At 64.8% G+C, this 13,108-nt stretch carries 11 protein-coding genes; 5 read left to right on the forward strand and 6 right to left on the reverse strand.

Going from position 1 to position 13,108, the window contains the following annotated elements:
* The first annotated feature begins 8 nt into the window (after positions 1–8).
* From FJ867_RS13950 to FJ867_RS13965, 4 genes are all read left to right on the forward strand, one after another.
* Positions 9–1,076 carry an ABC transporter permease gene (locus FJ867_RS13950; protein WP_140564874.1) on the forward strand — a complete coding sequence of 356 codons (1,068 nt, stop codon included), beginning with the start codon at positions 9–11 and terminating at the stop codon, positions 1,074–1,076.
* Positions 1,077–1,215: 139 nt separating this feature from the next.
* Positions 1,216–2,142 carry a nickel transporter permease gene (gene nikC / locus FJ867_RS13955; RefSeq protein WP_140664002.1) on the forward strand — a complete coding sequence of 309 codons (927 nt, stop codon included), beginning with the start codon at positions 1,216–1,218 and terminating at the stop codon, positions 2,140–2,142.
* Positions 2,139–2,984: an ABC transporter ATP-binding protein gene (locus FJ867_RS13960; RefSeq protein ID WP_140523825.1), complete on the forward strand. Its 846-nt coding sequence runs from the start codon at positions 2,139–2,141 to the stop codon at positions 2,982–2,984. Before nikC ends, FJ867_RS13960 begins: the two co-directional genes overlap by 4 nt.
* The gene (locus tag FJ867_RS13965; RefSeq protein ID WP_140738435.1) at positions 2,981–3,727 is read left to right on the forward strand and encodes an ABC transporter ATP-binding protein; all 747 of its coding nucleotides are present in this window, start codon (positions 2,981–2,983) and stop codon (positions 3,725–3,727) included. The genes FJ867_RS13960 and FJ867_RS13965 overlap by 4 nt, the downstream gene beginning before the upstream one ends.
* A gap of 36 nt (positions 3,728–3,763) precedes the next feature.
* Here the strand turns inward: FJ867_RS13965 and FJ867_RS13970 are convergent, their stop codons facing one another.
* From FJ867_RS13970 to FJ867_RS13980, 3 genes are read right to left on the reverse strand one after another with little or no spacing between them, the layout of a single operon-like run.
* Complete coding sequence (locus FJ867_RS13970; RefSeq protein ID WP_140817653.1) at positions 3,764–6,865, reverse strand: efflux RND transporter permease subunit; 3,102 nt, start codon at positions 6,863–6,865, stop codon at positions 3,764–3,766.
* Entirely contained in the window at positions 6,862–7,941 is a 1,080-nt protein-coding gene (locus FJ867_RS13975) for an efflux RND transporter periplasmic adaptor subunit (RefSeq protein WP_140817655.1), read from the reverse strand. Before FJ867_RS13975 ends, FJ867_RS13970 begins: the two co-directional genes overlap by 4 nt.
* The gene (locus tag FJ867_RS13980; RefSeq protein WP_140817657.1) at positions 7,938–9,077 is read right to left on the reverse strand and encodes an efflux RND transporter periplasmic adaptor subunit; all 1,140 of its coding nucleotides are present in this window, start codon (positions 9,075–9,077) and stop codon (positions 7,938–7,940) included. Before FJ867_RS13980 ends, FJ867_RS13975 begins: the two co-directional genes overlap by 4 nt.
* Positions 9,078–9,544: 467 nt before the next feature.
* Here FJ867_RS13980 and FJ867_RS13985 point away from each other — a divergent pair, with 467 nt between their 5' ends.
* Entirely contained in the window at positions 9,545–10,822 is a 1,278-nt protein-coding gene (locus FJ867_RS13985) for a 4-aminobutyrate--2-oxoglutarate transaminase (RefSeq protein WP_140817659.1), read from the forward strand.
* 54 nt (positions 10,823–10,876) lie between these two features.
* On the opposite strand, the gene FJ867_RS13990 is transcribed toward FJ867_RS13985, so the two are convergent.
* From FJ867_RS13990 to FJ867_RS14000, 3 genes are read right to left on the reverse strand one after another with little or no spacing between them, the layout of a single operon-like run.
* The gene (locus FJ867_RS13990) at positions 10,877–11,197 is read right to left on the reverse strand and encodes a type II toxin-antitoxin system RelE/ParE family toxin (RefSeq protein ID WP_181168364.1); all 321 of its coding nucleotides are present in this window, start codon (positions 11,195–11,197) and stop codon (positions 10,877–10,879) included.
* A gap of 11 nt (positions 11,198–11,208) precedes the next feature.
* On the reverse strand, positions 11,209–11,439 hold the full coding sequence (locus FJ867_RS13995; RefSeq protein ID WP_140496834.1) for a type II toxin-antitoxin system ParD family antitoxin: 231 nt from the start codon (positions 11,437–11,439) through the stop codon (positions 11,209–11,211).
* Positions 11,440–11,475: 36 nt separating this feature from the next.
* Positions 11,476–12,729 carry an FAD-dependent oxidoreductase gene (locus FJ867_RS14000; RefSeq protein WP_140817662.1) on the reverse strand — a complete coding sequence of 418 codons (1,254 nt, stop codon included), beginning with the start codon at positions 12,727–12,729 and terminating at the stop codon, positions 11,476–11,478.
* Between the last annotated feature and the right edge of the window lie 379 nt (positions 12,730–13,108).

Raw genomic sequence — 13,108 nt, forward strand, 5'->3', positions numbered from 1 at the left:
GCCGGCGGATGAGCGTAGCTGAAAATCAGGCGGCGGCAGGGCGCGGCAGCGCCCGCGCCGTCACCATTTTCTCATCGATCGGCCGCTTCCTGGTGATCGCGATCACGACCTATCTCGGTCTGCTCGCGGTGACCTTTTTCATCGGCCGCGTCATCCCCATCGACCCGGTATTGGCCGTGCTCGGCGACCGGGCGCCGGCCAATGTCGTGGAGCGCACGCGCCGCGAGATGGGTCTCGACCTGCCGCTGATCGAGCAGTTCTATATTTACGTCAAAAATGCTCTCAATGGTGATTTCGGCACCTCGGTGCTGACCACCAATCCGGTCATGACCGACATCCGCCGCGCCCTTCCGGCAACGACGGAACTGGCGACGTTGGGGACACTGATCGGCGCGCTGTTCGGCGTGCCGCTGGGTGTGCTGGCTGCCGTCAGGCGCGGCAGCCTCATCGACCAGGTCGTCCGCGTCATCGGCCTGATCGGCTATTCCGTGCCGATCTTCTGGCTTGGCCTGCTCGGGCTCGTCCTGTTCTACGCCAAGCTGCAATGGGTTGCTTTCCCGGCACGGCTCGACGTCGTCTACGAATACACCTTCACGCCGATCACTGGCTTCTACCTTCTCGACTCGGCGATGCAGGGGCAGTGGGATGTCTTCTGGGACGCCTTCCGCCACATCATCCTGCCGGCCTCGCTGCTCGGCTATTTCTCGCTCGCCTATATCAGCCGCATGACGCGCTCCTTCATGCTCAACGAACTCACCCAGGAATACATCGTCGCCGCGCGCGCCAAGGGCCTGTCGGAAACCCGCATCATCTGGGCTCATGCATTGCGCAATGCCGCCGTGCCGATGGTGACAGTGATCGCGCTCTCCTATGCCGGGCTGCTCGAAGGTTCGGTGTTGACCGAGACGGTCTTCTCCTGGCCCGGCATCGGCCTCTACATCACCAATTCGCTGCAGAATGCCGACATGAACGCGGTGCTCGGCGGCACCATCGTCATCGGCTCGGTGTTCATAGCCATCAATCTTCTGTCCGACCTGCTTTACCGCGTGCTCGACCCGAGGACCAAGGTAAGATGAGCAGAGGAATCCCACTTTCAGGCTCGGCTGCGGCCCACCCCGGCCCTTCGGGCCACCTTTCCTCTCCCCCGTTGAACGAGGAAGAGATGGTCTGCGAAGCAGACCGGAGTGGGGGTCGACAGCGCCAAGAGGCATCGTCATGACCGCCTCCGACGCCGCCCCCCTCTCCCGCCGCCAATGGTTGCTATCGGAGCGACCGGCCTCACGCATGCAGGCAAGGCTCGGCCGCGCCTATGTCGCGTGGCGGCGTTTCTCCGCCAATCGGCTGGCCTTTCTCGGCCTGCTCATCATCATCGCGCTGCTGGTCATTGCCGCCCTTGCCGGGGTGCTGGCGCCTTATTCGCCGACTTTCGGCGATCTGAAAAATGCGCGCCTGCTGGCGCCAAGCGCTGAGCACTGGTTCGGCACCGACGATCTCGGCCGCGATATACTCTCGCGCATTCTCTACGGTTCGCGCTGGACGCTCTATGTCGTTATCCTGGTCGCCATCATCGCCGCCCCCATCGGCCTCGTGGTCGGCACCGTCGCCGGCTATGCCGGCGGCTGGACCGACGCCATACTGATGCGCATCACCGACATATTCCTCGCTTTCCCCAAGCTGATCCTGGCGCTGGCGTTCGTCGCGGCCCTCGGCCCCGGCATCGAGAACGCGGTGCTCGCCATCGCCATCACCTCCTGGCCGCCCTATGCCCGCATCGCGCGTGCCGAAACGCTGACCGTGCGCAATTCCGATTACATCAAGGCGGTGGAACTGATGGGCGCCTCGCCCTTCCGCATCGTGCTGCGCCACATCATGCCGCTCTGCATCTCCTCGCTGATCATCCGCGTGACGCTCGACATGGCCGGCATCATCCTCACCGCCGCCGGCCTCGGCTTCCTCGGGCTCGGCGCGCAGCCGCCGCTGCCCGAATGGGGCACGATGATCGCTTCGGGCCGCCGTTTCGTGCTCGACCAATGGTGGGTGGCCGGCGCGCCTGGCTTCGCCATCCTGATCGTCAGCCTCGGCTTCAACCTGCTTGGCGACGGCCTGCGCGACGCGCTCGACCCCCGGAGCGGCGACCAATGAACGCTGACAGCAAGACTCTGCTCGAAGTCGACGATCTGCGCGTCACCTTCCCGACGCGCACCGGGCTGATCGAGGCCGTGCGCGGCGTCTCTTTCTCGCTCGGCCGCGAAAGGCTGGGCATTGTCGGCGAGAGCGGCTCGGGCAAGTCGCAGACCGGCCGTGCCATCATGGGGCTGACGCCGCCACAGGCGCGGATATCAGCCAATAAATTGGCCTTCGACGGCATCGACCTGCTCGGCGTCTCGGCGCGCGAGCGCCGCGCGCTGCGGGGCAATCGCATCGCCATGATCCTGCAGGATCCGAAATATTCGCTCGACCCGGTGATGAGCATCGGCCGCCAGATCGTCGAGACGCTGCGCACCCATGAGAAGGTCTCCAAGGCCGAGGCGCGGGAGCGCGCGCTGGCCATGCTGGAGGCGGTGCAGATCCGCGATCCCCGGCGTGTCTTCGACCTGCATCCGCACGAGGTCTCCGGCGGCATGGGCCAGCGCGCCATGATCGCCATGATGCTGATCGCCGGGCCGGAAATGATGATAGCCGATGAACCGACCTCGGCGCTCGACGTCACCGTGCAACTCGACGTGCTCGGCATTCTCGACCGGCTGGTCGGCGAGCGCGGCATGGGGCTGATCTTCATCTCGCACGATCTGCGCCTGGTCTCGTCCTTTTGCGACCGCGTCATCGTCATGTATGCCGGCAAGGTGGTGGAGCAGCTCAAGGCCTCCGAACTCGGTCGCGCCCAGCATCCCTACACGCGCGGCCTGCTCAACTGCATGCCCAAGATCGGCGCCGATCGTCACCCGCTGCCGGTGCTCGACCGCAAGCCGGAGTGGGCGGCATGACGTCAGCAATTGCCGTCGACGGGCTGGAGGTCATCTTCGACCGCTTTCGCGCACTGAAGGGCGTCAGCCTGGACGTGCAGCCGGGCGAATCCTTCGGCCTGGTCGGTGAATCCGGCTCCGGCAAATCGACGCTGCTCAGGGCGATCGCCGGCCTTGCGCCGGTCGCTTCGGGCAGCATCGCGGTCAACGGCAAGAAGCTCGGCGCGCGCCGCGACAAGGCCTTTTACCGCGAAGTGCAGATGGTGTTCCAGGATCCGTACGGTTCGCTGCACCCGCGCCAAACCATCGACCGCCTGCTGCAGGAGCCGCTCGCCATCCATGGTTTTGGCGACGGGGAAAAGCGCATCCAGCGGGCGCTCGACGAGGTCGGCCTCGGCAACGGCTTCCGCTTCCGCTACTCGCATCAATTGTCGGGCGGCCAGCGCCAGCGCGTGGCGATCGCGCGCGCGCTGATCCTCGAACCGTCGATCCTGCTGCTCGACGAGCCGACCTCGGCGCTCGATGCCTCGGTGCAGGCCGAGGTGCTCAACCTGCTCGAGGAAGTACGCCGGCGGCGCAAGCTCACCTTCCTGATGGTCAGCCACGACCTCGCCATCATCACCCATATGTGCGAGCGCCTGATGGTGATGCAAAGCGGCGAGGCGGTGGAAAATTTGACGGCGGATGACCTGGTCGAACGCCGCGTGACGAAGGATTACACGCGCAATCTCTTGCGGGCCAGCGACGGGTTTGTGAGAGTGTAGCTGAACTTTCAACGCGACGCTGATCGCCCCTTGTCTTCAGGCCCTGCCGCTTTCCGGGATGGCATCATCGGCCGGCGCAGTGCTTTCCTGCCCTCGCTTCGGCTCCTTGATCCTGAACCACGTCACGTAAAGCGCCGGCAGGAACAGCAGCGTGATCGCAGTACCCGCGATGATGCCACCCATCATCGCGTAGGCCATCGGTCCCCAGAACACTTCGCGCGCGATCGGGATCAGCGCCAGGCTGGCGGCGGCGGCCGTCAGCGCGATCGGCCGCATCCGGTGTTCGGTCGCCTCGATAACGGCGGCCCAACGGTCCTTGCCCTCCGCGACAAGGTCCTCGATCTGCACGATCAGGATGACCGAGTTGCGGATCAGGATGCCGATCAGGGCAAGCACGCCGAGGATGGCGACGAAGCCGAGCGGCGCGCCGCTCGGCACCAGGGCCGCCACCACGCCGATCAACCCGAGCGGCGCCACCGCAACGACCAGGAACAGGCGCTGGAAGCTCTGCAGCTGGACCATCAGGATGGTTGCCATCACAAACAGCATCAGCGGCACGACGGCGGCGATCGGCCCCTGGCTCTTGGCGCTTTCCTCGACGGAGCCGGCGGTCTCGACGGAATAGCCCGGCGGCAGCTTGGCGATGAAGCCATCGACCGATGGCTTCAATTCGTTGACCACTGTTGCCGGCAGAACGTCGCCGACCAGGCCGGCCCGCACGGTGATGGTCGGGATGCGGTCGCGCCGCCATACCGTCGGTTGTTCGAGCTCGTAGCGGAAGTTGGCCACCGCCGCGAGCGGGATGGCCTCGCCGGTGCTGGTCGGCAGCTGCATGTTCTGCAAAGTCTCGATCGAGCCGCGTTCGGCCTCGCGCGAGCGCGCCACGACGTTGATCAGGTAGGTGGCGTCGCGCACTTGCGTGATGGTGGCGCCGCCGACGGTGCTGTTGAGCGCGCTGGCGATGTCGGAGGAGGTGATGCCGAGCTGCCGCGCCTTGTCCTGCAGCACGTCGACCCTGAGCACGCGCTGCGGCTCGTTCCAGTCGAAGGTCGGCGCGGCGAGCTTGGGATTGGCTGAAATCACGCCGGCGAATTGCTGCGCCAGCGAGCGCACCGTCTGGATGTCGGGCCCGCCGACGCGGTACTGCACGGGGCGGCCGACAGGCGGTCCGAGTTCGAGCAGCTTGACGAAGGCGTCGGTACCGACGAATTCCTCGCGCAGCAGCTTTTCCAGCGCCGGCTTCACCCGGTTGCGCGCCTCGATGCTCTTGGTGACGATGACCGTCTGGCCGAAATAGGGATTGGCCGGTTGCACGTCATAGGCGAGCACGAAGCGCACCGCGCCTTGGCCGATATAGGACGAGAAATGGTCGATGTCGGGATTGCCGACCAGCGCCCGCTGCTCGAACCGCTCCATCTGCTCGCGCGTGTCGGCAATCGAGGAATTCTGCGGCAGGTTCCAGTCGACGATCAGCTCCGGCCGGTCCGATGGCGGGAAGAACTGCTGCTGCACCAGGCCGAAGCCGGCGATCGAGGCGGCAAACAACAGCACCGTGGCGATGATGGTCAGCCAGTGATGGCGCACCGAGCCGACAAGGGCACGCCGGAACAGCGAGGTGAAGCGGCCCGGCTGGTCGTGATGCTTCGTCTTCATCGCCGCCGGCAGGATGGTGACGCCGAGCAGCGGCGCGAACAGCACCGCCACGATCCACGACACCAGCAGCGACACGGCGATGACGACGAACAGGGTGAAGGTGTATTCGCCGGCGGCGCTGTTGTTGAGGCCGATCGGAATGAAGCCCGCGACGGTCACCAGCGTGCCGGTCAGCATCGGGAAGGCGGTCGATGTGTAGACATAGGTCGCCGCCTTGCGCAGGCTATCACCGACCTCCAGCCGCGCCACCATCATCTCGACCGCGATCATCGCGTCGTCGACCAGAAGCCCGAGCGCGATGATCAGCGCACCGAGCGAGATGCGCTGGAGCGAGATGCCGAGATAGGACATGACCGTGAAGGTGATGGCCAGCACCAGCGGGATCGACAGCGCGACGACGAAGCCTGCGCGCATGCCGAGACTGATGAAGGACACGGCCAGCACGATGGCCACCGCCTCGAACAAGGCGCGCGTGAAGCCCGAGACCGCTTCCTCGACGATGACCGGCTGGTCGGCGACCAGATGCACGCCGACGCCGACCGGCAGGTCTGCCAGCACCTTGTTCATCGCCTCATGCAGCGCCTCGCCGAATTTGAGCAGATTGGCGTTGGGCTTCATGCCGATGGCAAGCCCGATCGCGTCCTGGCCGTTGAAGCGGAACAGTGCCGTTGGCGGATCGGCATAGCCGCGCGTGATCGTCGCCACGTCGCTCAGCCGGAAGAAGCGGTCGTTGACGCGAAGATTGATCGCGCGAAGGCTGTCTTCGGAGGTGAACTGGCCGCCGACCCGCACGCTGATGCGTTCCGGGCCGGACTGGATGACGCCCGACGGCGTGATCGCGTTCTGCGCTTGCAGGCTTGCCACGATCGCCTGTTGGTTGAGGCCGAGGGCCGCGATCTGGCGGGTCGAGAATTCAAGGTAGATCGCCTCGTCCTGGGCACCGACCAGGTCCACCTTGCCGGCATTCGGCACGGTCAGGATTTTTGTCCTGACATCCTCGACATAGTCGCGCAGCTGGCGCGGCGTCAGCCCGTCCGACGTGAAGGCATAGATGTTGCCATAGACGTCGCCGAAACGGTCGTTGAAGAACGGTCCCTGGACGCCTTGCGGGAACTGCGCCTTGATATCGTTGACCATGTTGCGCACCTGAATCCAGTTCGGCACGACGTCGCGCGCCTTGGTAGTGTCCTTCAGGTTGACGAAGATGACGGTCTGGCCGGCTGTGGTGACGGATTTGGTGTAGTCGAGGCTGTCGAGTTCCTCGAGCTTCTTCTCGATGCGGTCGGTCACCTGCTGCACCGTCTCCTTGACCGAAGCGCCGGGCCAATTGGCCTGGATGATCATGGTCTTGATGGTGAAGGCGGGGTCTTCCTCGCGGCCGAGGTTGAGGTAGGAGAAGATGCCGGCCGCAACGAAGACCAGCATGAAATACCAGACCATCGAGCGGTGGTTGAGCGCCCAGTCGGAGAGGTTGAAGCCCTTCATGAGGCCCCTCCCGCGGGCAGTTTGACCTTCTGGCCTTCGGTCAGGCTGTGGACGCCGGCGGTGACGACGCGCATTCCCGCTTCCAGTCCCTGAGCCACCGTGAAGGTTCCGCCGTTCCTGGAGGCAACCTTGATCTCGCGCGTGCTCACGCTCGATGTCTGCGCATCGACGATCCACACCCTGTCGGAGCCGTTCCTCTGGAAGAGCGCCGACAGCGGCAGTTCGATCGTCGGCTCCACCGTGGTCATGCGCGTTGCGGTCACGGTCGAGCCGAGCCGGAAGGCCTGCGGCGGATCGGTAAGCGTCAGCCGCACGCGCCGCGTGCGCGTCGAGCCCTCGGCCTGCGGCGCGATCTCGCGCAGCTTGGCCTCGGTCCGGATCGTCGGCAGCGATTGCAGGATGACCTGGAACGGCGTGCCGGCCGTGAGATCGCCGGTCAACTGGTCTGGAATATCGACCACCGCTTCGCGCGGGTCCGAGCGCGCCACGGTGACGACCGTCTGGCCGGGGGAGACCGTCTGGCCGACCTCGGCGCCGACAACCGTGACGACGCCGTCGAAATCCGAGAACAGCCTGGCATAGCCGAGCTGCTCCTGCGATTTGGCCAGCGAGGCCTTGGCCCGCTCGACACTGGCCTCGGCCGCCTTCCTCGCCTGCTGCGCGGCATCGAACACGGCTTGCGTGGTGTTGGCGGTGGCAAGCAATTGGCGCTGGCGCTCCTCGCTGGCGGCGGCGTTGGCAAACTGTGCCTCGGCATTGGAGAGCTCGGCCTTGGCCGCCTGGACGGACAGCTCCAAGGCGGTCGGGTCCAGTGCCGCGATCGTCGTGCCCTTGCTGACGATGTCGCCGACATTGACGTCGCGGGACACGACCCGGCCGAGCAGGCGAAAGGCGAGATCGGCGCTGACCTGCGGCTCGACCGATCCGGCGAAGCCGAAGACCTGCGTGATGCGCGGCTCGACCACCACCGACAGCACCGGCCGGATGATCTCCGGCGGCTTCTCCTCCGATTTCGAGCAGGCGGCGAGCGCGCCAAGCGCTATCACGCCAAGCAGGAGGCGCGGCAGCCGGCTCATTGGCCCGCTCCCGATATCTCGATTTTCTGACCCGCACTGAGCAGCTGTCCGCCCGCGGTGACGACGCTTTGGCCCTCCTCCAATCCCCTGGCGATGACGACGGTGCCGGAATTGAAAGCCAGCACCTCGACCGGTGCCATCGTCACCGTACCGGTCGAGGGATCGACGATCCAGACCGCCGGCTTGCCGGCGCTGGACGTCAATGCCTGCCAGGGCAGCAGGATCGCCTTGGCCGGTTTGGCGCCGACCGAGCCGATGACGGCCGCGCCCAGCGGCATGCCGGCGGGCGTATCGGCAATGCCGACCTTGACCCTGATCGAGCCCGACGCCGGATCGACCGCCGGGGAGATTTCGCGCACCTTGCCCGTTGCCCTGATCTGCGGGTCGGACAGAAGCGTAATCGTCACCGCCGGCGAGGTCGGCGTCCTGGCGACCAACGTCTCCTGGACGTTGAACACCGCGTCGCGGTCGCCGTCCTCGGCGACGGTGAAGACGGTCTGCGCAGCCTGCACCACCTGGCCGGTTTCGACTTGGCGGGCGGTGATGACGCCCGCGGCGCCAGCCTTGAGTTCGGTGAAGGACAGGTTCTGCTTGGCATTGGCGAGCGCGCTCTGCGCCGCGTCGAGGCTGCCTTGCGCCACCTTCAATGCCTGATCGGCGGCGTCATAGTCGCGCCTGGTGGTGTAACCCTGGGCAAGCAGCGTCTTTTGCCGCTCGAAGGCGGCGGCGGACTGGGTCAACTGCGCTTGCGCCGCGTCGAGATCGGCCTGCGCCGAGCGCAAATCGGATTCCTGCTCCTGCGGGTCGATGCGGGCAAGCACCGCGCCCTTGTCGACATGCTGGCCGACATCGGCAAGCCGTTCGGCGACGCGGCCGCCGACCCGGAACGACAGATTATTCAGCGTACGCGCCGCGATCACCCCGGTCAGCGCGGTTCTCGGCGCATAGTCGGCCATCGCCACGGTCTCGGTGCGCACCATGATCGGCAGCTTTTTTTCCGCCGCTTCCTGTTTCTGGCAGCCGGCCAAAAGCAGGGCGGCCGTGCAAGTGAAAAGCGCTACGCCGATGGAAAAAGTCAAAAAATTGGAAGGTTTGGCCGATGGCGGCGAGACGGACGATGTCGCGTTCCTGCTCATGGGCTCCCTCAGCCGCAGGGCCGCTCGCCGATCGCGATGCCTCGCGGATCCCGGCACGATAGTCGATCTCCCGAAAAAGGAAACCGGACTCGTACCCGTACCAGTGATCCGACTCGGGTTTGCAAAGGCCTGACGACGGCCGGTCCCGGCCGGGCAGCTTTTCGTAATAGGAATTTTTTCCTTGACGAGGTGAAGGCAACTATGATAGATATTTGGATATGGTGCTGAGTTGCGCCAGGGACCCGCCGCACAGGCGGGTTTTTCCGTTCAATGATCCTCAACAGCGCGCCGCGAAGGCTCCGAACCCGTTAACGCAGTCCGTTGCCCTGGTACGGATATCGCCGGCTGGTCAGGCGCGATACCTCAGGCCCAATCGCCTGCCGGCGGTGCCGACTTGAGGAAAGCATGAAATAAGCCCAGAAGACATCTGATCAAGCAGAACGGGCGCCGGCCCTATGAGGGACATCATGAAGAACTCAGCCATTTCCGAACGCAAGAGCCAGTCGATCTCGCGCGGTGTCGGTATGACCACGCAGATTTACGCCGACCGGGCCGAGAACTCGGAGATCTGGGATGTCGAGGGCCGCCGCTACATCGATTTCTCCTCCGGCATCGCCGTCGTCAACACCGGCCATCGCCACCCCAAGGTCATCGAGGCGGTCAAGGCGCAGCTCGACCGCTTCACCCACACCTGCCACCAGGTGGTGCCCTATGAGAGCTATGTACGGCTGGCCGAGCGGCTGAACGGCATACTTCCGGGCAAGTTCGAGAAGAAGACGATCTTCGTCACCACCGGCGCGGAGGCGGTCGAGAACGTCATCAAGATCGCCCGCAATGCAACCGGCCGCCAGGCCGTCGTCGCCTTTGCCGGCGGCTTCCATGGCCGCACCTTCATGGGCATGGCGCTGACCGGCAAGGTCGTGCCCTACAAGGTCGGCTTCGGCGCCATGCCGGCCGACGTTTTCCACGCCCCGTTCCCGGTGCCGCTGCACGGCGTGTCGGTGGCTGATTCGCTTGCCGCGCTCGATCGCCTGTTCAAGGCCGACGTCGATCCGGCCAGGGTCGCGGCCATCATCGTCGAGCCGGTGCAGGGCGAGGGCGGTTTCTACGAGGCGCCGCGCGATTTCATGACCGCGCTGCGCAAGATCTGCGATCAGCACGGCATCCTGCTCATTGCCGACGAGGTGCAGACCGGCTTTGCCCGCACCGGCAAGATGTTTGCCATGGAGCATCATGAGGTGACCGCCGACATCACCACCATGGCCAAGGGCCTGGCCGGCGGCTTTCCGCTGGCGGCGGTCACCGGCCGAGCCGAGATCATGGATGCGCCTGGCCCGGGCGGGCTGGGCGGCACCTATGGCGGCAGCCCGATCGGCGTTGCCGCCGCGCACGCGGTGCTTGACGTGATCGAGGAAGAGAAGCTGTGCGACCGCGCCAACTCGCTCGGCGCCAGGCTGAAGCAGCGTCTGGGATCGATCCGCGACGACGTCCCGGAAATCGTCGACATCCGTGGCCCCGGTTTCATGAACGCGGTCGAGTTCAACGACGTCAGGAAGGGCTTGCCATCGGCGGAGATGGCCAATGCGGTCAGGCTGAAGGCACTCGACAAGGGGCTGATCCTGCTCACCTGCGGCGTCCACGGCAACGTCATCCGCTTCCTGGCGCCGCTCACCATCCAGGACGGCATCATGACCGAGGCGCTCGACATTCTGGAAAGCTCGATCCGCGAGGTTCGCGCTGCCTGAAGGACCGGCGCCCATTTCTCCTGACGGCTTACACCGAGCCCGGTGAACGTGCCGTCAGGAGCTCGGATTCTGTAACCAGGCTGGAATGTCCATCTTGGCGTGCAGCACCCGCCAAACATCGATATGGTCGGTCTGTTCAAGATAAAAAATCAGGTATGGATAGCCACTGACTTGCACGCTACGCAGACCAGGCAATCCAATTTCGTAGCCATATCTCAGAGAGCCCGATGCCGGACGGCTGGCTAGCAGTTTGTAGGCGTTTTGAAGCTCCTCGATGTAGCCCAATGCCGCGCGCGAACCAGCTTCTCGCGTATAGTAATCGACAGCATCCTCGACATCCCGCAGGGCTAGTTTTCGAGGAATGATCGCCTTTATGGGCACTTACTCTATTGGCCCTGCGCCCGTTTCCGCAGCGCGGCGAAATAGTCGTCGTCAACCGGAGCGCCCGGGGCGGACGATGCGCCCTCAAGGAGCAAACCGCGCAGAAGCTGACGATCCTGATCGCGGCGGATCAATTCACGCACATACTCGCTGCTCGTGCCATAGCCGCGATCGGTCACTTGCTGATCGACAAAATGCTTCAAGCTTTCCGGCAGGGAGATGTTCATGGTGCTCATCAGGCATTTTATAGCCTATGGCAAAAATTGGCAATCTTAGGCACTAGCCTCGGCTGACTCTTTGTTCTGGAACGCGGCCAGCGCCGCTTTCAATCCGTCCGGCCCCGCTGCCACCGTCTGCCGCCTCGGCGAGAAGCCGGCGCCGAGCATCTTGCGGCCGAGCATGTGGTCGCCGGGGCGGTTGACCGATTCGATGCCGAGCAGCCTGTCTGCGGCATAATGGTAGATCGAGAACTTGTTGTCGGCGAGATCGCCCAGCACGACATGGCTGTCGCCGCCGGATGTCAGACCGACCATCTGCAGCTTCATGTCGCCGATGTCGGACCAGAACCAGGGCACGGCCGAATAGGCGTCGGCATGGCCCGTTATGGTGCGCGCGGCAAGCCGCGCCTGGTCGGTAGCGTTCTGTACCGATTCCAGCCGCACGTCGCCGCCGGTGAACCAGTGTCGATAGGAGGCGGCGTCGCCGATGGCGAGGATTTCCGGCACCGAGCTGCGCATCTGGTGGTCGACGCGAATGCCGTTGGCGATGGTGAGGCCGGCTTCCCCGGCCAGTTCGACGTTGGGCAAGGCGCCAATGCCGACGACGACCATGCGCGCCGGCAGCCTTTCGCCAGACGAGGTGATCGCTGCCGTGACATGGCCGTTTTCGCCTTCGAGCCTTGCGATCGTGGTGCCAGTGAGAATGTGCACGCCGGTCGCTTCCAGCCGTTGGCGGACATGGCTCGCCACGATCGGCGCCACGGCGCGGCCAAGCAGCCGGTCGACCGCTTCCACGACCGTTACGGTGCGGCCGGCCGCGCGCAGCGTCGCCGCGATCTCCAGCCCGATGAAGCCGCCGCCGAGGATGACGACGTCTTCGCTCCGTGCGCTCAAGTCCCGGATCAGCCGCGCATCGGAAAGCGAGCGCAGCGACACTACACCGGACAGATCCGCGCCGGGCAGCGGCAGCAGGCGCGGGCGCGAGCCGGTGGCGAGGATCAGATGATCGAAGGCAAGTTCGCCGCCGCCTGATATCTCCAAACGGCGACTGCCGGCATTGATGCGGTCGATCCGAACGCCCGGCCGGTAGTCGACGGCGTTGCCAGTGTAAAATGCCTCGCCACGCAAGGGTTGCGGCTTGGCCTCGGCATCCTTGATGAAGGTCTTCGACAGCGGCGGCTTGTGATAGGGCAGTTCGTTCTCGTCGCCGACGAGGATCATCAGCCCGTCGTAGCCGTCCTCGCGCAGGCTTGCCGCCGCCTGCACGCCCGCATGTCCCGCACCGACAATGACCACGCCGTTCTTCATCGCATTCCGATCCCAAGCTTGATTTTAGGATGTCTCGCCACGTGGCAATTGTCTGGCGCCGCCGCAAGAGGCCATTTGCGGGTCGCACCCGGAACGGCGGCTGTCAATCGGACAGTTCGGCGATGAAGTCGGCACACGGTGCAGGCGGCTAAAGTTGACTATCGCAGTTTAGAATAATTCTAAACTGTTGTTTCGATTGAGTTTTCCTGTCGATTTTCGTTGACTTCCATCGGTCCTGAAGCTTTATGGGGCCTCGCGCATCGGCGCATCCCTTTGATGTCTGGGCCTTGAACCCTTTCGATTGGAGGCATTTTGGTGTCTTTCTTCTTCGATCCGCGCGACAGCGCGGCGTGCCCCGCGAATGACGGCCTGCACATGG

The sequence above is a fragment of the Mesorhizobium sp. B2-5-3 genome (assembly GCF_006441005.1).
Taxonomy (GTDB): Bacteria; Pseudomonadota; Alphaproteobacteria; order Rhizobiales; family Rhizobiaceae; genus Mesorhizobium.